The organism is Rheinheimera maricola (assembly GCF_016918075.2).
Classification (GTDB): Bacteria; Pseudomonadota; Gammaproteobacteria; order Enterobacterales; family Alteromonadaceae; genus Alishewanella; species Alishewanella maricola_A.
Map to the genome: position 1 here is coordinate 733,809 of NZ_JAERPS020000001.1, position 20,176 is coordinate 753,984.

Genomic DNA, 20,176 nt, shown 5'->3' on the forward strand with positions numbered 1-20,176 from the left:
GATTACTATGAACAGTTATTCACCCGCACTGCTGGCCAGCTTACTGTTCAGTGCTGTTTGCGTTGCCAGCGATGACTGGTTGCCTCCTTTGTCATCCTGGCAAGGCGCCAGCGAAGCGTTGATAAAAACCAAAGAACATAGCTGGGTAACGCCGGCAGAGCTAACAGCATTAACGGACAGCCCCGATTATGCGGCGACTATGGCTTACGTTAACAAATTAGTTGATAGTTCAGATTTGTTGCAACTGGAGCAATTTGGTGTCAGTGCGCAGGGCCGGCCACTAATGCTGGTCAAGGCGAGTAAAGCGTTGCACAAGGTAGCGCATAATCCAGACCGACCGCTGCTACTAGTGCAGGCAGGAATTCATAGTGGCGAAATAGATGGTAAGGATGCCGGGTTAATGTTGCTGCGTGATATTGCCCACGGAGGTAAAGCCGGCTTACTGAACAATGCTGACTTACTGTTTATTCCCATTTTTTCTGCTGATGGTCACGAGCGACGCTCGCGGTATAATCGTATGAATCAGCGTGGTCCGCGCCAACAGGGGTGGCGGGCTACTGCACAAAATCTTAACCTTAACCGTGACTATGCCAAAGTCGACGCACCGGAAATGCAAGGGCTGCTGCGGCTATTAAATCAGTATCAACCTGATTTGTATATCGATGTTCATGTTACCGATGGTGAGGATTACCAATACGATATTACCTATGGTTTTAATGAGCCTTTCGCGGCAATCAGCCCAAATGGTGCCAGCTGGCTGGCCAAAGTGTATCGTCCAGCGGTGAATGCTGCCTTGGAACAAGCAGGACATATTCCCGGGCCGCTGGTGTTTGGTGTCGACAGTAAAGCATTCAGTAACGGTATTAGTGGCTGGACTGCCAGCCCACGTTATTCTAACGGTTATGGCGATGTAAGGCATTTACCCACAGTGCTGGTAGAAAACCACAGTTTAAAGCCTTATCGTCAGCGCGTGCTTGGCACCTATGTGTTATTGGAGCACAGCCTTAGGTTGTTAAATGAGCAGGGCAAAGCGCTAATTATGGCACGTCAGGCTGACATGAACGCCAGGCCCAAGCGTATGGTACTAAGCTACAAAGCTAACGAAAAACCAGATTATATCGATTTTAAAGGCATGAGTTATCAGCTGCAGCAGTCAGCAATTAGTGGCGACAGCTTTGTGGCATGGACCGGCAAGCCTACTCTTTATCCGCAGTTGCCTGTGTACTGGGATAATGTGGTAGACAAAGACATTACTATTCCCAAAGCATATTGGCTGGGACCAGAGCAACAAAGTGTGATAAGCCGCTTAAAGTTACATGGTGTGGTGTTGACTACACTGGATAAACCACAAAAACTGAATTTGCAGCAGCTCAGTGTTAGTGCTTATCAGTTCGCGGATAAACCGTTTGAAAGCCGTTTTATGATGCAGTCGGCCAGTTTTAGCCGCAGCAGTGTCAATCGTATTTTGCCTGCTGGTTGGGTAAGCGTTAGTACTGATCAACCCTTGGGCCGTTTAGCTGTCGCTTTGTTAGAACCCACCGCACCCGATTCCTTTTTCAGCTGGGGTTTTTTTCCGGCAATGTTTGAACGCACTGAGTACTTTGAACCTTATGCCATTGAGCCATTGATTGCGCGCATGCTAGATGAACAGCCAGAGCTTAAACAGCAGTTCGAGCAGGCTTTGGCCGCAGATGAGGCACTTCGAAATAACCCGCGTGAGCGCTACAATTGGTTTTATCGTAAAATGCCGTTTTACGATCAGCATTACCTGAAATACCCGGTATTGCTAGAGCTGTAATGTTGTTATGTGCTGGCTAAGCCGGTTTATTATAGCTTTTAGCAGAAAATAACAGATAGTGGCGGTTATCTTCTATTCTTCCATGTAGAATGCGCGTTTAAAAGCTGACTCAGCTTTGGCACCTCTGTAGGATATGTAATGAAAAAGACAATCGCATTAACGCACCCGAAGCTGACACCTGCCCGGTTGGTAGACGCTGTTAAGTATGATATTAAAAAATACTTAAACAGAGAGCGGCGTAAATCCCTTCCAGACGGCACCGATTATTGGACTTTCGATTGTCGCTTTGGTGCGTCGGAAGATGTTGCCGAAACTATTTTTACCTCTGATATCAACAAACATATTGACGCTGCCGTGGCGCAAGAGCTGCCGGCGTTCTATATTGAAATTCTGGCCCGTGCCTGTAAGCATAAACCGCGCCCAGCAGCGCCTGCAGCCGATAGCGCTGAAGACGACGGCGAATAACCGCAGTTTACAATGCCACGGCAGCAAAACCTTTATTTACTCAATTTTTACTGTAGCTAATCTACAGAGGAACTCTTATGCAATTTTCATCTTTAGATTTGGCACCAGACTTACAGCGCGCGCTGGTTGAATGTGGCTACAGTGAAATGACCCCGGTACAGCAGCAGGCTATAGTGCCGGCGCGTCGCGGTAAAGATTTACAGGTAACAGCACAAACCGGTACCGGTAAAACCGCTGCTTTTGCTATTCCGTTGTTACAGCGCATGCTGGACAAGCCTAAAGCCACTGCAGAGCGGCGGCCGCGAGCGTTGATCCTGACGCCAACCCGCGAACTGGCCGAACAATTAGCGCAAGCGATAAGTGCTTATGCGCAGTTTTTACCGCTGAGCGTTACGGCGCTGTACGGTGGTGTTAAAATGGGCGGCCAGGCCAATAAACTGATTGCCGGCGTTGATATGGTTATCAGTACACCAGGCCGCTTGCTGGAACATATGGCACTGGGCAACGTAATACTGAGCGATGTGGAATTTGTAGTACTGGATGAAGCCGACCGTATGCTGGATATGGGCTTTATTACCGACGTGCTGAAGTTACTGCAAATGACCGCAACCACACGGCAAACCCTGCTGTTTTCTGCCACCACCTCACCGGCGGTGAATGAGTTATCGCATAAAATTCTGCGTAATCATCAGCAAGTGCGGGTAACCAGAGTAAACAGCGCCGCCGATACAGTAAACCATGTGGTGTATGCGGTAGAAGAAAGCCGCAAAATTGATTTATTTGAGCAACTGCTGGCAGAGCATAACTGGTTTCAGGTACTGGTGTTTACCAGCACCAAAGAGCAGGCCGACCAGCTGTTAGCCGGTTTACAAAAGCGCAAAATTGACGCGGCAGTATGTCACGCTGATAAAAGCCAGGGCGCACGCCGCCGTGCTATTGCTGAGTTTAAATCGGCAAAATTACAGGTGCTTATTGCTACTGAAGTGGCCGCCCGTGGTTTGGATATTCAGGGGTTGGATTACGTGGTTAACTTTAATCTGCCGTATTTACCGGAAGATTACGTGCATCGCATCGGTCGTACCGGCCGCGCCGGCGCCAGCGGCAACGCTATTTCTTTTGTCAGCCGTGAAGATGAGCAAACCTTAGAGCGTATTCAAAAACTGATTGGTAGCGATATCAAACGCATTGTTAAGCCGGGTTTTGAAGTCAGTAATCGTGGTTCGCTGTTAAAGAGTATTTCGCGCAAAGTGTTGTCTGGCCGCTCTAACAAAGCCAGCGAAACCGTAATTGAGCTACAGAACAGCGTCAGTGCCAAGCCTAAAGCTAAACCACGAAGTACGAAATAGCGCGGACTATCAGTTACCCTACGCAGCACAATGAGCTAAATTAGAACTCGTACCGCTGAATGCTCCAATTAACAGGCGGTACGGTTACCACGTCGCACTTAGCTGCAACCCCACACCATTTAAACCTGAGGTGGGTGTTACCTGTACACCATAAAACGGTTCGGCAAAATAATAGCTGGCAGCGATGCCGATTAATGCGCCGGCCAGTACGTCGGCGCTGTCGTGGTGATCATTGTTTACCCGGCTGTAGCCGACATAGCTTGCCAGCGCGTACGCAGGCGCACCGTATTGCCAGCCGTAACGACGCTGTAAAAACGCCGCGCCCTGAAACGCCATAGACGTATGGCCGGAGGGGAAAGCGTCGTTGTCAGAGCCATCAGGACGGTTTTTGTGAATGGCAGTTTTTAACGCATAAGTCACTGCGATATTAGCGGCAAAGCTGTAGTAAAATTGCGTGCTGCCCTCTGCGTCATCCAGATACTGTGTCATACCCCAGGCTGCAGCAGGCAGAGCAATACGCAGCACGTCTGCGGCGCTGTCTTCTGCGTTGGCGCAGGCGTTGTGCAGCGGCAACAGGCTGAGTAATACCATGATTGCCAGATGGCAACGATACTTATTCATCGTACTTCTGCTCACGGTACTTATGCTCATGTTACTTCCGTTATTTGTTGCAGCTTACAGTTCCAGGTATTGCGGCCAGCCCAGTAAGGGGTTGGTTAAGCCTTGCTTGCCTTCAAAGGCGTCTAGCTTTTCCGGTGAAGCATCTTGTGTTGCTAAGAGCTGATACTCTTTAGCAAACTTTAACGTGCGTAGCAGAGCAGGTATAAAATGCTGGCCTAAATCGTTACGGATAGCATCGGCATTAGCACTGGGCAGTTCTCCCAGTGTGGCCTCGGTTTGCAGTTGGAAAAAAGTGTCACTAAACCAATGCGGTTGCAACGTTATGCTACGGATGCGTTTTTTTAAATCCTGCCGTACCTTATCGCCGCCGGTAAGCGCGCGGTAAAAAACCACTTCGGCCAATACCTCTTCCAATGAAAAGTGCTCAAACTCATCAAAATGTGTGCGGGCGTAAAACTGCTGTTGCAGTATTTGCATCGATTGGCTGCGATGGTGGTCTATCAGGGCTTGTTGGTACTGCTGGTAGCCATCCCATTCTTCGGCATCGGGCGGTGTAGAAATACTTTGCAATAACTGCTCAGCGACATCGCCATACAATGATGTTTTACCCGTTTTATTGCTCACCGTGGCCAGCATATTCCAGCCTTTTTGAAACGGCTTTACCACACCTTCTGGCGCCAATAGCAGTGTAAGCGCTCTGTCTGTATCGTTGTTACTCAGTTCGAGCAAACCTATGCTTACTACACCGATAATGTCGCAGGCGGCTTGCTCTAACAGGTGCATTTTATATTTGTTGTAGAACTTATCGGCAAACTTCAGGCTCATCAACACGGCTTTCGTTTTTATTATCTTAAGCTCAGTTGCGCTTAGCTTGTCGTCAGCTTGTGCTTTGCTGATAACCTGGCTTAAAAACGGACCAAAACTGCCGTCGCGTAGCATTAACTGCATGGTACTATCCCTTTTTCACGCGGTTTTAATCCAGAAAGCTGAACATATCGTCCACTTCGCTGTATTCTTCGGTAGCCTGATTTTTCTCTTTTGCTTGCATTACCAGCTCGGTAGCAAATTTGCTAATTATGCCTTCCCAGCCGGAGTTTTCATTGCGGATCAACGCCTTGATAGCTTGCTCTACTTGGGGCGCTAACTGGCGGATAAGTGCCAACAAGCTGCGTGGATCGTCAAATCCCAGGCCATGGGCATCTTCCGTCATTTGCCGCTCTGTGTAGGCCAGCGCTTCTTCCAAGTCTTCTTCTTCTTCGTGCAGGGTATCGGCGTAGAAATCTTCTTCGGCAAACTGTTCGCCGCGGTAGATTTCAATAAACGGAATACACAGGTAGAACAAACCGGCCGGGTCTTCGGCCACGCATTCTAAAATGGCAGCTTGTTTGTCTTCACTGTCCTGGGTGCGAATTAAATAGGTTAAAAAGTCGAAGGTATGCTGTTTCAATTCTTCGGCGTTGTTTTTAATTTTTTCTTCCCAGTACAGCGGCTGCTGGCAAACGATATCGCGAATGCGCTCAGGGCTCATTAACTCAGAGATGATCGACGGGAACGAGATATCGTGCTCGCTGTTAATTTGCGTTAGTGTGACAATGTCAATTTGCTCAATCACTTCAACCAGTTGCTCATCGCTCATGGTATTGGCGATAAGCTCAAATTTTTTACTGGCTTGCTTAGGTTCGATTACCGCCAGCTGTTTTATTTCGGCAACGGCTATCTCAATTAGATTGGTGCTCATTAAGGTTTTTCTCCGTTAAAACGAATATCGTCGTACTGGTTGTCGTAGCCTTCTTCATCGCTGTCGTCATCGCTGCCGTAGTCGTCACTGTCGTAGTGTGGGCTATCACTGTCAACGTCGTCTTGCTCGTCGTCTTCGTAACTAGGGTCTTCATTGTAGGTTTCGCTACCGTTACGGCGTTTTGCCGTAAGTGTTCCACTGCCGTCAAGCAAAAACAATACGGCGCAGGCTTCAATTAATTGGGCTTCAGAATGAGCACGAATAGCTTTTACCAGCGCCAGATCGGCATTGTTAAAGGCAACAGAGATTTTAAATTCATCCCAACTTGGTGCCGTTGCGCTGTTTAACCATTGCTGCCATTGAAGTTTGGCAGCCGGTGTAAATTTTACCCGGCCATACAGCGCCATGGGTAAATATTCTGGTACTGAGTCCAGCATATCTGGTGCGGCCAGTAAGATTGCACTCATTTTAGCGGTAAATTGCTCAAGCGCTTTGGGGGTATCGGGATCCATATAAGATTCGATATTCTCCAGTGCATCCGTTTGCAATGCGCGAATACGTGCCAAATTTAGTTTTTGTGCCATAACCTGCTCATAAGTATTATTTTTTACTAAAAGTACGGTAATTATTAATAGTATTGATCCCACAGCTCCTGCATCGCTGCTGCAGGGTCGGTAACAATGACATTGTTAAAATCTTTAATAAAGGCTGCACGCTGTTTCGGATCAGATAGCACATCGTAGGCCAACTTTACCCGTTGTAACTGGGTTGCTGCGGTGTCTTTTTCGTCGTCGTTTAAGCCGTGCAGTTTGTCTGGGTGAAATTTATTGGCTAGACGCTTATATGCTTTTTTGATGTCGTCATCGCTGGCATTGGTTTTTACGCCCAGTACGCGAAAGTGGTTGATCATAGGAATTCCTGCGTAAACAAAACTCACCAGCGTAAATAGCGATCACTGGTTGTTAGCGGCTAGCAAATAGCCGCTAATGATATCAGACCGGCAGCAGTTAACCTAGTTGTGCTTAGGGTCTTACTATAAACCAACGTGGGTCTACCGGTAAGCTAAATAGCAAAGTAGCGAACTTATTGAAGTTTGCTGCGTTAGCTGTGCATTGAATGTTATCCGGATAGCGTTTTTTCCACGCATCATTAACCAAAAATACGGTATCGCCATACACGGCTACACCTTCTATTGCAGTTTGTGCTATGGGTTCATATGCAGGGCAGGTGCTATCTGCCGGAGTTGGCGCGTAGTAAAGCATTTGCTGGACAAAGGGCGGCTGCTGCTGCGCTAAATCGATGATCCACAGTTGGTCATCATTGCGGGCTGCAGCAATTAAGTAGCCGGGGTGGTTATGTTTTTTGGCCGGCAAATAGTCAAGACCATTAATAGGGTGGTCTTTGTTGTCGGGTATCGGCAGATTAAACTGAGCATCTTGCACTTTCACGTAGCCATCTTGTTGCCAAAAATCATTGCCATACGGCGTTTTGAAAATCATCGGTGCATTGGCAATATTTTGCTCCAGAGCTAAATACAGATTGCCTGCGTTATCAATAGCCAGACCTTCAATGCCGTCATTGGGGAAGTTACCCACCTTGGCAGCCTTGGGAAACTTTACCGGCCGTACCGCGGTAATTTCAGCACGGCTGAGCTGGCTGTCGGTTTCAATTTTTACCAGTAAGGTGGGGAAATCAGTAGAATTGGTGTCGCCATAGCGGGCCTTGCACTCTGCACTCAGGGTGATAAAAGACGAATCTTCGGTCACGCTAATTAATACCGTATCGTCTGTTCTGTCCCAGGTTAGTGATTCAAAATCCGGGTATTTGCTAAATAGCTCGCCAAAGCAACCCTTTAATACCTGCTCAGACACCGTAATGTTAAGCGGCTCAGCATTAAGCTGAGCGGTGTTCGGGTTAATCCGCAGCAGTTTATTGCGCATGGGCTCTGCGGCACTGTTATCTCCCAAGTGAATGAGTTCACCATGGCGCCAGGTAAAGCCAGAGCTTTGTGGGTCAGTTAAGGTTTGCCCTTGTCGGTCTGTTATCCATTTGCCTGCAACCGGCTGCGTGTTAGCGAAAGTGCTGGCGGCGAACAATATACTGAGTAAATACAAGCTGGCTTTCATAAATGGACTTCGTCATTGGTCATTAAGGGTATTTTGCCAGCCCGTGATGACAAATTAAACCCTGATCGGTTTAGCACCGGTTATGGTAGGTTTAAATGCCGCCCACCATCAAGGTCAATAACTTTACCGGTTATATAGCGGCTGTTGAGCAGGTACATAACCGTGTTACTTAGCTCTGCCGCGCCGGGTTCAACCTGCAACAAGGATTTTTGCAACGTCTTGGCGCGGTAGCAGGCGTCATCATGGTCATTAAACAGTAACAGCGCCGGGGCAATGGCATTGACTTTAACTTTGGGCGCCAGCGCGCGGGCAAAGCTGTAAGTTAAGTTTTCCAATGCAGCTTTAGAGGCGGCATACGCCATATGTTTGCTGCTACCAACACTGGCAACAAAATCGGTTAAATGAATGATGTCAGTTACGCCGTCATGAGCTTGCAGTAAAGGCGTAAAGGCGCGATTGAGTAAATAGGGGGCTTTGGCGTGCACCGCTTGCATAGCATCGTATACTGCTGCATCTGCCGCTAATGCAGCGCGGGCATTGTCGCAGTCGCTAAGCGGCAAGTCTTTTTTCCAGTCTGAGGCGTTGTGAATTAATCCGCGTAAGCTACCCAATTGCTGCTTTATGCTATCGATAAAATCGGCCAGCGCGTTTGGCTCGGTAATATCCAACTGGATACAGTGCACACCGGCATCTTTGAGTTGTTGCAGGCCAGGCTTCTCGCTGCGGTAGGTGGCAGTTACCTGAAATCCGGCGTGTTGTAATGTCAGCGCGCAGTGTAACCCCAGGCGCTGGGCAGCGCCGGTAATAATAATGTTGTTTTGCATCAAAAGGTTCCTAGCATGGTGTAACTAAACTTGTTGTAACGGTTACGTGACAACGGCGTTTTGGTTTGGTTTTTCGTCTGCTCTGACAAACTAAACCAGTACAGGCAAAAATTAGTAGTACTAAATGGACGTTAAAAAAATAACAGTAACGCTTCATGTCGCAGTGCAATAACAACACAGACAACATCAGAGGAAAAGTTATGACAACAAGCAGAAGACGTTTTTTAAAACTATCGGCCGGCGGCATAGTAGGCTTAAGCATGGGCGGTATTAGTTTAAAAGCCTTTGCTAACGAGCAACTAGACCCGGAAAACCCGCAAGCAAAAGCACTGCAGTATGTGCACAAATCTGTCAAAGACGGGCAGAACTGCGCAAACTGTATGTTAATTCAAGGCGCTGACGGCGAGACCTGGCGGCCATGTGGCATTTTTCCGGGCAAAGTGGTGAACAGCGAGGGTTGGTGTGCAGCCTGGGCGAAAAAACCGGGGTAATTTAAACAAACAGGCCCGCTGTTGCGGGCCTGTTTTTAGCTTTAAGCGACTTAACATTCGATAATATTTACCGCCAAACCACCGCGTGAGGTTTCTTTGTACTTGGTCTGCATATCCTTACCGGTATCCCACATGGTTTTAATCACTTTATCCAGCGACACCTTTTGGTCGCCGCTGCCGCGCAGCGCCAGGCGTGACGCATTTATCGCTTTAATCGAGCCCATGGCGTTGCGCTCGATACATGGCACTTGCACCAAACCACCTACCGGGTCGCAGGTTAACCCCAGGTTATGTTCCATGCCAATTTCCGCAGCATTTTCGACATGCAGCGGAGTGCCGCCCTGTATTTCAGTTAGTGCTGCGGCAGCCATAGAGCAAGCAACACCCACTTCGCCCTGACAGCCCACTTCAGCGCCGGAGATAGAGGCGTTTTTCTTATACAAAATACCAATAGCCGCCGCGGTTAACAGGTATTGCACGGCAATATCCGGCGTAACCGGCTGAATAAATTTATCGTAGTACATTAATACCGCCGGAATAATACCGGCAGCGCCGTTAGTAGGGGCTGTAACGACGCGACCACCGGCGGCATTTTCTTCATTTACCGCCAGCGCGAACAGGTTTACCCAGTCCATTACTTGCAACGGGTCGTTGCTTTTTTCCGCCATCAGCTTTTTATACAGCGCTGGCGCACGGCGTTTTACTTTTAACCCGCCTGGCAGTATGCCTTCGGTTTTAATGCCGCGCTCAATACAGGCACGCATGGTAAGCCAGATGTTATTCAGTTGGTCGGTTATTTGCGCTGGGCTACGCAATACTTTTTCGTTTTCCAGCATTAAACCGGCAATCGATAAACCGTTTTCTTTGCACAAGGAAAGCATTTCAGCGCCAGACTCGAACGGAAAGGGTGGCGGGTTATCGGCAGCAAATTGGCTGGCTGCTTCTTTTTCTTTGGCAAAATCTTCCGCTTTAACTATGAAACCGCCACCGATAGAGAAGTAAACATCGCTAAGCACAATGTTTTTGTCTTTATCATAGGCAATTAGCTCCATGCCGTTGGAGTGCTCTTTCAAGGTTTTACGCCGGTGAAAGACAATGGCGCCTTCGCGCGGGAAATTGACCGGTTTTACTTTAGCCAGCCGTATTTGTTGCTCGTCGTTCACTTGCTTTAACAAGCCGGGTACCGCATCCGGATCCACCGTTTCCGGCAGGTAGCCGGCCAGGCCTAAAATAACCGCTTTGCCGGTGCCATGACCAATGCCGGTTTGGCCCAGCGAGCCAAACAGTTCTACTTTTACGCCTGTAACGCTGTCGAGCAGGTTTTTGTCAGTTAAATCGTCGGTAAATTTTTTCGCCGCCCGCATCGGGCCAACAGTGTGAGAACTGGACGGTCCTATGCCGATGCTAAACATGTCAAATGCGCTGATAATCATAATTAATTCTGTTTTGTCGTTATCAAAGTTGCACCATTGTAGCCCAAGCCACGCTGTTCTGTAAGTCGGTTGGTAACTGGTCGGTGCTTATTACAGATGAGAAAAACTAATAGGAGCAGTTAGTGATATTAATCAGCTCGCATTGCGGGTGGGTAGTTAGCCAGCCTAAACTCACACTCTTCGCCTGTTGTGCGGGGTTACCCCAGCTGCACACACAATCGGTGCAAAATGGCCGCTGTTGCCCCCCAGATAAACTTATCCTGATACGGCATCGCATGCAGCTGCTGCATTTTACCGCGCAGCCGTAAGCTAAACAGATGGCGGTTTTTCTGCTGTAAAAAATGCGTTAGCGGCACTTCAAAAATGCCGGCGACTTCATCAGCTTGCAAAATCCAGCTTTTTTGCGGTTTAAGCAGCCCCACCCAAGGCTCTATGGTGAAACCGGTACTGGTGCTTTGCAGTGGCAAATGGCCAAGTAATTCCACTGCATATGGTGCTAAACCGATTTCTTCATGCGCTTCGCGCAGCGCCGCTGCACTGCTGCTTTCACCGGCCTCAATACGCCCGCCAGGAAAGCTGATTTGGCCCGGATGATGGCGTAAATGCAGTGCGCGCTGGGTAAATAAAATATGCAGTTTATCGCCGTAGTCGATAAGCGGTATTAACACGGCGGCTTGATGCTTATCGCCAGGTGTTACAGCTTCTGCCGCGGCGGCGGTTTGCAACATAAAACGTTGACGAAACTCACCGGCAAGCACCCTTATTGCTCCGGCTCGGCCAGCACCGGCAGAATTTTATTCACTTTATCTAAGGTTTCCTGGTATTCGCTGTCGGAGTCGGAGTCGGCTACGATGCCGCCGCCGGCTTGACAGTGAATTTGGCCTTCGCTGCAAATCAGCGTGCGGATAGCAATATTACTGTCCATATCGCCGTTACTGTTAATGTAACCAATGGCGCCGCAATATACTGAACGGCGCTGTGGCTCTAATTGCTCGATGATCTGCATGGCCCGTACCTTGGGCGCGCCGGTAATAGAGCCACCCGGGAAGGCGCCGCGCAATAAATCACAGGCGCTATATTCCGGCGCTAAGGTACCGGTTACCGTGCTAACCAAATGATGCACTGCAGGAAAACTCTCAATGGCAAACAATTGCGGCACGGCTACTGAGCCTGGCAGGCAGACTTTTCCTAAGTCATTACGCAGTAAATCAACAATCATCACGTTTTCGGCGCGATCTTTTAACGAATTGCGTAAGTTATCGGCTTCTACCGCATCGGTCATTGGGCAAATGCCGCGTGGCCTGGTGCCTTTAATCGGTTTGGTTTCAACCTTATTGCCGTGCAGTTGTAAAAAACGCTCTGGTGAGATGCTCAGCACCGCACCTTGTGGTAGGCGGATAAAGGCTGAAAAGGGGGCTGCGTTTTTGTCCCGCAGCTGCAAATAGGCCTGCCACTCATCACCTTGATAAGTAGCACTAAAGCGCTGAGTCAGGTTAATTTGATAACAATCACCGCTAAGCAAATACTCTTGCACCTGATTAAACCGTGCGACGTAACCGGCTTTATCCATATTGGCCCGCCAGTGACTGTTTAAACTAAATGGCGCTGCAGCCGCTGAGTTTTGTTGTAGCTTTGCGTACAGTTTGTGCCAGCCGGCTTCTGCGTTGCCCTGGTAATCGACATACCATAGCTGGCGTTGTTGCTTATCTAATATCAGCGCCTGCTGATAAAACCCCACCGCCATATCTGGCAAGTTGATATCTGCCTCTGCTGTGGCTGGTAAGGTTTCGGTATACCGGCCTAAATCGTAACCAAAGTAACCCAGAGCACCGCCAACAAAGGGCAGGCTGCTTTGGGCTGCTGTTGGAAAATAGCGCTTTAACGCACAATTAAGCACGGTAAAGGGGTCTTCGTGGTAACTGTGCGTGCCGTGCTCGTCGGTTAATATGCTGCTGCCGGCTTTGGCCTCTAAAGTAGCCAGTGGCTCGTTGACTAAGATGTCATAACGGCTGTTAACGTGCTGTGGAGCAGCCGAGTCGAGCAGCATCGCCCAGGGTTGCATGGCAACATGGCTGAAAAGGCTAAGTAAGTTTTCCGGTGTGTTGCCGTATATTTCCGCTGGAATAAGGTACTGCTGCATGAATGGGGCTAGCCGCTGTTTCTGATGCGCGCTATCATACCAGCACCGACACTAATAGTTAAATATGGCGCTGCCAGAGGCGTCAGAGGACAGGTAAAACAACATGACGGTTATTCGCCAGCAAGACTTTATCGACAGCATTGAAGATGCCCTGCAGTACATCTCTTATTATCATCCGTTAGATTTTATCAAAGCGCTGGAATTGGCTTACAACAAAGAGCAAAACCAGGCGGCAAAAGATGCGATTGCGCAAATTCTAATTAACTCGCGCATGTCGGCAGAGGGCCACCGGCCAATTTGTCAGGACACCGGTATTGTGACCTGCTTTGTTAAAATTGGTATGGATGTCAAATGGGATAAAACCGACCTGACAGTGCAGCAGATGGTAGATGAAGGTACCCGTCGTGCTTATTTAAACCCGGAAAACCCGCTGCGTGCCTCTATTGTGGCCGACCCGGCAGGCAGCCGTAAAAACACCAAAGACAACACGCCTTCAGTTGTGCATATCGATTTAGTCGCCGGCCATCACGTTGAAGTGATGATTGCAGCCAAAGGCGGTGGTTCAGAAAACAAAACTAAGATGGCGATGTTAAACCCATCTGATTCTATTGTGGATTGGGTGCTGGAAACGCTGCCGAAAATGGGCGCAGGCTGGTGTCCGCCTGGCATGCTAGGCATAGGTATCGGCGGTACTGCCGAAAAAGCTGCGGTGTTGGCCAAAGAAGCGCTGATGGAGCCGGTAGATATTCAGGATTTAATTGCCAAAGGCGCAGAAACAGCCGACGAAAAGCTACGCTTAGAGCTGTATGAAAAGGTGAATAAACTCGGCATTGGTGCTCAGGGCTTAGGCGGTTTAACTACGGTAGTGGACGTGAAAATTAACAGCGTACCCACCCATGCAGCCAGCTTGCCGGTAGTGATGATCCCCAATTGCGCCGCCACGCGCCATGTGCACTTTCATCTAGACGGAAGCGGCCCGGCGGATATCCAGCCACCAAAACTGGAGGACTGGCCACAGGTAACCTGGGAGCTGGGCGCTAATGTTCGCCGGGTAAACCTGGATACCGTGACCCCAGAAGATGTATTAGAGTGGAAAGCCGGCGAAACGGTACTGCTAAGTGGCAAAATGCTGACCGGCCGTGATGCGGCGCATAAACGCATTGCCGATATGCTTAACAAAGGCGAAACGTTGCCGGATGGCGTCGATTTTAAAAACCGCTTTATCTATTACGTTGGCCCGGTGGATGCGGTGGGTGATGAAGTAGTAGGCCCGGCTGGCCCGACAACGGCGACGCGGATGGATAAATTTACCGACATGATGCTGTCGCAAACCGGTTTGCTTGGCATGATTGGTAAGTCTGAACGTGGCGATAAAACCGTGGCCAGCATTAAACAGCACAAAGCGGTGTATTTAATGGCGGTAGGTGGTGCGGCGTATCTGGTATCAAAAGCGATTAAAAAATCGCGCGTAGTGGCCTTTGCCGACTTAGGTATGGAAGCCATTTATGAGTTTGACGTACAGGATATGCCGGTAACGGTAGCGGTAGACTCCAACGGTAACAACGTGCACCAACAAGGCCCGGCCATTTGGAAAGTGAATATTCAGGAAATGGATAAAGCCTAATCGCTTTACCATCAGGGCTGTAGCATTGCTGCAGCCTTATTTTTTTCAGCCTATAACAATAAAATCCAGGGAATACGCATGAAAAAGACCTTAATTACGCTGGCGCTGCTGGCTGCAGGTTCCGTTAGTGCCAACGCGCCGTTAACGGTAGAGCATTTAAATCAATTTAATAAATTGCATGATGTGGTGCTATCAAACGATGGCCGCTTTGTTGCTTATGGCCAGACCAACGCTGGCTTTAGCCCAGCTGATAACTCCAGCGATCTCTATCTGATGGACCTGTCTAACTTAAATAAAGTCACCCGCTTAACCCAAAGTGCCGGCCGTGAAAGCCAGCTGCAGTGGGCCGCTGATGGCCAGAGTATTTATTTTGTGGCTAACCGCAGCGGTACTAACCAGGTATGGCAGTTGCCACTGTACGGTGGTGAAGCACTACAGGTGACCGATTTACCGCTGCCGGTCGATGGCTTTAAAGTGTCAAGTGACGGCAAACAAATAGCGTTGGAGCTGTCAGTAAAACCAGGTTGTCAGAACTTGCAATGTACGCTGGATGCTAAAGCGGCTGATGCAGCGAAAAAAGATACTGCGCTGGTGTACGATCAATTAATGGTGCGCCACTGGGACCACTGGCTAACACCGTACCGCAGCCATTTGCATGTAGCAGCGCTTAGTAAAGCTGCAGTGAAAGATGCGACAAACCTGATGAGTGAGTGGAATACTGATATTGCCGGCATGAAAGAGGTGGCTTTTACACCGGATAATGCGCGATTGGTGTTCAGTGCAAAAATACCCAATGCTGACCAAGCCTGGCACACCAATTACGATATTTTTATGGTGCCGGTAGCCGGTGGTGAGAAGCAAAATTTAACTGTGTCAAACGAGGCGTGGGACGCACAGCCATCGTTTTCTAATGATGGGCGTTTTATGGCTTACAAAGCCATGAGCAAACCACAAGCAGAAGCCGATAAGTTCAGCCTGATGTTACTGGATATGGTAACCGGCCAGAAAAAAGAGCTGGCGCCTGAGTTTGATCGCTCAGTCAGTGACTATAAATTTGGTCCGGATAACCGCACGGTGTATGTCACCACCCAGGATGTTGGCCAATACAGTATTTATGCTATTAACACCGGTTTTGGTGATGTGCGTAAAGTGTATGGTGATGGCACCGCTGGTTCATTAAACGTAGCTAGCGATAAAATTGTCTTTACTAATCATAAACTGGATATGCCGCCGGAGGTGTTTCAATTAAGCCTGGATGGTAGCAGCGTTACTCAACTAACCGACATTAACGCTGACTGGCGTGCAGCAGTTCAGTTTGGTGACTACGAGCAGTTTAGTTTTAAAGGTGCCAACGACGACACCGTATATGGCTACCTGGTTAAGCCGTGGGATTTTAATGCCAATAAAAAATACCCGATGGCATTTTTAGTACACGGTGGGCCGCAGGGCAGTTTTAGCAATATGTTTAACGAGCGCTGGAATGCGCAAATGTATGCCGCCAAAGGTTATGCAGTAGTGATGGTCGATTTTCATGGTTCAACCGGTTATGGCCAGGCCTTTACTGATTCTATCAGCCGTGATTGGGGCGGTAAGCCGCTGGAAGATTTAAAGAAAGGTTTTGAATATATTGTTAAAGCCCAACCCTGGATTGACGGTAACCGTGCCTGCGCACTGGGCGCATCCTACGGCGGTTATATGATGAACTGGATAGCCGGCAACTGGCCATCCGGCTTTAAGTGTCTGGTTAATCACGCCGGTTTATATGATATGCCCAGCTTCTACGGCAGCACCGAAGAGCTGTGGTTTCCGGAGTTTGATTTAGGCGGCCCGGCCTGGAACCCGGAGTCTGACTACCAGAAATTTAACCCGGCGGCGCACGCCGAAAAATGGCAAACGCCGATGTTGGTTATTCACGGTTTAAAAGACTACCGCGTACCTTATGCTCAGGGTTTAGGTGCCTTTACTAACCTGCAACGCAAGGATATCGATTCGCGCTTAGTGATTTTTCCCGATGAAAACCACTGGATTTTAAATAAAGACAACCGCGTGCGTTGGTACAACGAGGTGTTTCAGTGGCTGGATAAGTACACTAAGCCTTAAATGAGTGACACAGAGCCCTGACTCATACAGGGCTCTGCTTTTAGTGCAGGGGCAAATCGGGTTGTATACGCCGACTCGCCGTTAATACAATCCTGTAGGCTCCATTGTGCAAGATGCGATTGAGCGAATGATTGAAAGCTCGTATATGTCAGTCGTGAGAAAAATGACCAAGAAAGTTCAGCAGTATCCATAAAAAAACAGGTGGCCCAGGCCACCTGTTTTACATGCTGTGTATAGGTTTCAGCCTATTCTGTCAGCGACGCCCATAAATCGTACTCATCGGCCTCATCTACCACGGCATCAATAATATCGCCGGGTTTAACCTCGGTTAAACCATTTAAATACACCGCGCCGTCAATTTCTGGTGCATCGGCATGGCTTCGGCCAATGGCGCCTTCTTCGTCAACTTCATCAATCAATACTTTAATGGTTTTGCCAATTTTTGCCTGTAACCGCGCAGTGCTTATTGCCTGCTGGGTTTGCATAAAGCGGTGGTAACGGTCTTCCATGACCTCATCCGCTACCGGATCAGGTAAGTCGTTGGCTTTAGCGCCTACTACCGGGCTGTATTTAAAGCAGCCGACGCGGTCAAGCTGGGCCTCTTGCAGCCAGTCGAGCAGCATCTGGAAGTCTTCTTCGGTTTCACCCGGGAAGCCAACAATAAAGGTAGAGCGGATAGTCAGCTCAGGGCAAATCTCTCGCCATTTTTTGATGCGCTCTAACACACGGTCAGCTTGGCCCGGTCGTTTCATCAGCTTTAAAATACGCGGGCTGGCGTGCTGAAACGGAATATCTAAATAAGGCAGTACTTTGCCTTGCGCCATCAGCGGAATAATGTCATCCACATGCGGGTAGGGGTAAACATAGTGAAGGCGCACCCAAATGCCCATTTCACCCAGTGCTTCACACAAAGATTGCATTGAGGTTTTTACCGGCTGGCCATTCCAAAAGCCGGTGCGGTGTTTTACATCGACGCCATAGGCACTGGTGTCTTGCGAGATAATAAGTAGCTCTTTTACGCCGGCATTTTTTAAACGCTGCGCTTCATCTAACACTTCACCCACCGGTCGGCTGACTAAATCGCCGCGCATTGAGGGAATAATGCAGAAGGTACAACGGTGGTTACAGCCTTCTGATATTTTTAAATAGGCATAATGCTTGGGTGTTAATTTTACGCCATGATCCGGCACCAGCATGGTGAACGGGTCGTACTTTGGCTTAGGCACATATTCGTGTACCTGCTTTAATACATTTTCATAGCTGTGCGGGCCGGTAATACCCAGTACATTGGGGTGCACCTGGCGAATTTCATCTTCACGGGCGCCTAAACAACCGGTCACAATGACCTTGCCATTTTCGGCCAGCGCTTCACCGATGGTAGACAGTGATTCCTGCACGGCGCTGTCGATAAAGCCGCAGGTGTTTACTATTACCAGCTCGGCGTCATCGTATGTGGGCACGATATTGTAACCTTCGGCTTTAAGCTGGGTAAGAATGCGTTCAGAGTCGACCAGGTTTTTTGGACAGCCCAGACTGACAAAACCTATGGTATTGCCTTTGCCGCTGCTGGCTTTTACCTGATCGTTCAGGCTTTTGGCGGCGGTATCCAAAGTGGTAGTTTGTGTCGGATCAAAGGTCTGTACTGTCATAGTGTCTCTTAAAGTCGGCTTAGCCTGAAAAAAGTCGGCGGATTATACCTGAAAGCGGCAGAAGAAACAGGTGCTACTGGTTAAAAAACAAGCAAGCTTGGTTATTTCAATGCAGAGTTGCAGATCTGGTTAATACTGTAAGCTGTATAGCTAAGGGTAATGGATAAACTAACAACACAGGAGAGACTATGATAAACGCTTACGCCGCACTGGAAGCAGGTGGCAAACTAGTAGCCTGGCAGTATCAGCCTGGTGCACTGGGCAGTGATGAGGTAGAAATAGAGGTTGATTACTGTGGTATCTGCCACTCCGACGTGTCTATGTTAAATAATGAGTGGGGTATGTCGGCCTATCCGCTGGTAGCCGGACACGAAGTGGTCGGCCGCATCAGTGCTGTCGGCACCGGCGTTACGCATCTTAAGCCGGGGCAAGTGGTGGGGTTGGGCTGGCATTCTGATTACTGCAAGGTGTGCTCAAGCTGTGGTAGTGGCGATCATAACCTGTGTAGCACAGCAGAGGGCACCATAGTGGGCCGTCACGGTGGCTTTGCCGATAAAGTGCGGGCTAATGCTGCCAGCGTGGTAGCGCTGCCGCCAGGCATGGACGCCAAAACCGCCGGACCATTGTTTTGTGGCGGTATTACCGTGTTTAACCCGTTGGTGCAGTTTGATGTAAAGCCAACCGATAAAGTGGCGGTAATTGGTATTGGTGGTCTGGGGCATATTGCCTTACAGTTTTTACGCGCCTGGGGCTGCGAAGTTACGGCGTTTACCTCCAGCGACAGCAAAACAGCGGAAGCCAAAGTGTTAGGCGCGCATCAGTGTATTAATTCACGTAACAATAGTGAGATAGAGCAGGCGGCAGGGCGCTTTGATTTTATTATTTCTACCGTTAACGTGACGCTGGACTGGAATTTGTATTTATCCACCTTAAAGCCCAAAGGCCGGTTACATTTTGTCGGTGCTACGCTGGAGCCATTAAATATTGGCGTGTTTGGCTTAATTATGGCTCAGCGCAGCGTGTCTGGTTCACCGGTCGGTAGCCCGGGCACTATTGCAAAAATGCTAGAGTTTGCCGTGCAGCACAATATTAAGCCGGTAGTTGAAACCTTTAAGTTTGAGCAAATAAACGAGGCACTGGCGCATTTAAAAAGCGGCAACGCCCGTTACCGCATAGTGCTGGAACGTTAAGCCGAGAAAATAAAACGCCGGCGCAAAGCCGGCGTTTTATGCTGTATATTAACCAGCGTTATCCGATATCAGGATTTGTACGGCATAGCGCCTAAATAATCTTTTTTGCCAACATCGACACCGTTGTGGCGCAAAATGGCATAGGCAGTAGTGATGTGAAAGTAGATATTTGGCAACACATGCTGAATTAAAAACTCATTACCCGTGAGGTATTTGCCTTCCCAGCGTGGTTGCGACACTTTAATACTCGCAGATTGATTGAAGTCTGCTTCAGTAAAGCTTTTCAGATAGGCGATGGTGTCGCTTATGCGCTGTTGTACCTGCTCAAAGCTGATTTCATCATCGGCATGTTTCGGCGCACTGTCTACCTTGTCGGTTAAACGGGCTGCACCTAGTTTTGCGGTGTCACAGGCAATTTGTACCTGACGAATTAAATGAAATTGATCTGGCGCCAAGCGTGAGTTTAGCAGCACCGCAACGTCAATCTTTTTACTTTCGGCAAAAGCCGCGCCTTTATTCAAAATATGTTGCAGGTTTTGCAGCATTTTGCTGATTTGTACAATACTAAGTTGATAAAACATAGGTTGGCCCTCAGGGGTGGTTAATAAACGCATGACTACTGAGTTTGGGG

19 protein-coding genes are annotated in these 20,176 nt (G+C 48.8%); 7 read left to right on the plus strand and 12 right to left on the minus strand.

Going from position 1 to position 20,176, the window contains the following annotated elements:
* Positions 1-7 precede the first annotated feature (7 nt).
* The 3 genes from I4W93_RS03325 to I4W93_RS03335 all read left to right on the plus strand — a co-directional run bounded on the left by I4W93_RS03325 (position 8) and on the right by I4W93_RS03335 (position 3,609).
* Entirely contained in the window at positions 8-1,798 is a 1,791-nt protein-coding gene (locus I4W93_RS03325; RefSeq protein WP_205310785.1) for a M14 family metallopeptidase, read from the plus strand.
* A 138-nt stretch (positions 1,799-1,936) separates the two neighbouring features.
* Positions 1,937-2,263 (plus strand): DUF6172 family protein, encoded by a 327-nt coding sequence (locus I4W93_RS03330; protein WP_205310784.1) that lies wholly within the window; start codon positions 1,937-1,939, stop codon positions 2,261-2,263.
* 77 nt (positions 2,264-2,340) lie between these two features.
* Positions 2,341-3,609: a DEAD/DEAH box helicase gene (locus I4W93_RS03335; RefSeq protein ID WP_205310783.1), complete on the plus strand. Its 1,269-nt coding sequence runs from the start codon at positions 2,341-2,343 to the stop codon at positions 3,607-3,609.
* An 84-nt stretch (positions 3,610-3,693) separates the two neighbouring features.
* Here the strand turns inward: I4W93_RS03335 and I4W93_RS03340 are convergent, their stop codons facing one another.
* From I4W93_RS03340 to folM, 7 genes are all read right to left on the minus strand, one after another.
* Positions 3,694-4,260 (minus strand): phosphatase PAP2 family protein, encoded by a 567-nt coding sequence (locus tag I4W93_RS03340; protein ID WP_205310782.1) that lies wholly within the window; start codon positions 4,258-4,260, stop codon positions 3,694-3,696.
* Between the two features lie 24 nt (positions 4,261-4,284).
* Positions 4,285-5,178, minus strand: coding sequence for a cold adaptation protein AtcC (gene atcC, locus I4W93_RS03345; RefSeq protein ID WP_205310781.1), 894 nt, complete (start codon positions 5,176-5,178; stop codon positions 4,285-4,287).
* A 25-nt stretch (positions 5,179-5,203) separates the two neighbouring features.
* Positions 5,204-5,968 (minus strand): cold adaptation protein AtcB, encoded by a 765-nt coding sequence (gene atcB, locus I4W93_RS03350; RefSeq protein ID WP_205310780.1) that lies wholly within the window; start codon positions 5,966-5,968, stop codon positions 5,204-5,206.
* Positions 5,968-6,552, minus strand: coding sequence for a cold adaptation protein AtcA (atcA, locus tag I4W93_RS03355; RefSeq protein ID WP_205310779.1), 585 nt, complete (start codon positions 6,550-6,552; stop codon positions 5,968-5,970). The genes atcB and atcA overlap by 1 nt, the downstream gene beginning before the upstream one ends.
* 44 nt (positions 6,553-6,596) lie before the next feature.
* Entirely contained in the window at positions 6,597-6,878 is a 282-nt protein-coding gene (atcJ, locus tag I4W93_RS03360) for a cold adaptation protein ActJcold adaptation protein ActJ (protein ID WP_205310778.1), read from the minus strand.
* A 112-nt stretch (positions 6,879-6,990) separates the two neighbouring features.
* Complete coding sequence (locus I4W93_RS03365; RefSeq protein ID WP_205310777.1) at positions 6,991-8,094, minus strand: SdiA-regulated/phytase-like domain-containing protein; 1,104 nt, start codon at positions 8,092-8,094, stop codon at positions 6,991-6,993.
* Positions 8,095-8,174: 80 nt separating this feature from the next.
* Positions 8,175-8,918, minus strand: a complete 744-nt coding sequence (gene folM / locus I4W93_RS03370; protein ID WP_205310776.1) for a dihydromonapterin reductase — start codon at positions 8,916-8,918, stop codon at positions 8,175-8,177.
* Between the two features lie 200 nt (positions 8,919-9,118).
* Between folM and I4W93_RS03375 the strand changes: the two genes are divergently transcribed.
* Positions 9,119-9,409 (plus strand): high-potential iron-sulfur protein, encoded by a 291-nt coding sequence (locus tag I4W93_RS03375; protein WP_224673238.1) that lies wholly within the window; start codon positions 9,119-9,121, stop codon positions 9,407-9,409.
* Between the two features lie 50 nt (positions 9,410-9,459).
* Here the strand turns inward: I4W93_RS03375 and I4W93_RS03380 are convergent, their stop codons facing one another.
* The 3 genes from I4W93_RS03380 to pabB form a co-directional block, all read right to left on the minus strand.
* Positions 9,460-10,842: an L-serine ammonia-lyase gene (locus I4W93_RS03380; RefSeq protein ID WP_245217480.1), complete on the minus strand. Its 1,383-nt coding sequence runs from the start codon at positions 10,840-10,842 to the stop codon at positions 9,460-9,462.
* A 197-nt stretch (positions 10,843-11,039) separates the two neighbouring features.
* Complete coding sequence (locus I4W93_RS03385) at positions 11,040-11,600, minus strand: CoA pyrophosphatase (protein WP_205310774.1); 561 nt, start codon at positions 11,598-11,600, stop codon at positions 11,040-11,042.
* A gap of 2 nt (positions 11,601-11,602) precedes the next feature.
* The gene (gene pabB, locus I4W93_RS03390) at positions 11,603-12,982 is read right to left on the minus strand and encodes an aminodeoxychorismate synthase component I (RefSeq protein ID WP_205310773.1); all 1,380 of its coding nucleotides are present in this window, start codon (positions 12,980-12,982) and stop codon (positions 11,603-11,605) included.
* Between the two features lie 103 nt (positions 12,983-13,085).
* On the opposite strand from pabB, the gene I4W93_RS03395 reads away from it, so the two are divergent.
* Positions 13,086-14,606 (plus strand): fumarate hydratase, encoded by a 1,521-nt coding sequence (locus I4W93_RS03395; RefSeq protein ID WP_205310772.1) that lies wholly within the window; start codon positions 13,086-13,088, stop codon positions 14,604-14,606.
* 78 nt (positions 14,607-14,684) lie between these two features.
* The gene (locus I4W93_RS03400; protein ID WP_205310771.1) at positions 14,685-16,706 is read left to right on the plus strand and encodes a S9 family peptidase; all 2,022 of its coding nucleotides are present in this window, start codon (positions 14,685-14,687) and stop codon (positions 16,704-16,706) included.
* A 245-nt stretch (positions 16,707-16,951) separates the two neighbouring features.
* Here I4W93_RS03400 and rimO read toward each other — a convergent pair whose 3' ends face one another.
* Positions 16,952-18,355 (minus strand): 30S ribosomal protein S12 methylthiotransferase RimO, encoded by a 1,404-nt coding sequence (gene rimO / locus I4W93_RS03405; RefSeq protein ID WP_224673239.1) that lies wholly within the window; start codon positions 18,353-18,355, stop codon positions 16,952-16,954.
* 188 nt (positions 18,356-18,543) lie between these two features.
* On the opposite strand from rimO, the gene ahr reads away from it, so the two are divergent.
* Positions 18,544-19,545, plus strand: a complete 1,002-nt coding sequence (gene ahr / locus I4W93_RS03410; RefSeq protein WP_205310770.1) for an NADPH-dependent aldehyde reductase Ahr — start codon at positions 18,544-18,546, stop codon at positions 19,543-19,545.
* Between the two features lie 68 nt (positions 19,546-19,613).
* Here the strand turns inward: ahr and I4W93_RS03415 are convergent, their stop codons facing one another.
* Positions 19,614-20,159 carry a DUF1993 domain-containing protein gene (locus I4W93_RS03415; RefSeq protein WP_224673241.1) on the minus strand — a complete coding sequence of 182 codons (546 nt, stop codon included), beginning with the start codon at positions 20,157-20,159 and terminating at the stop codon, positions 19,614-19,616.
* Positions 20,160-20,176 lie beyond the last annotated feature (17 nt).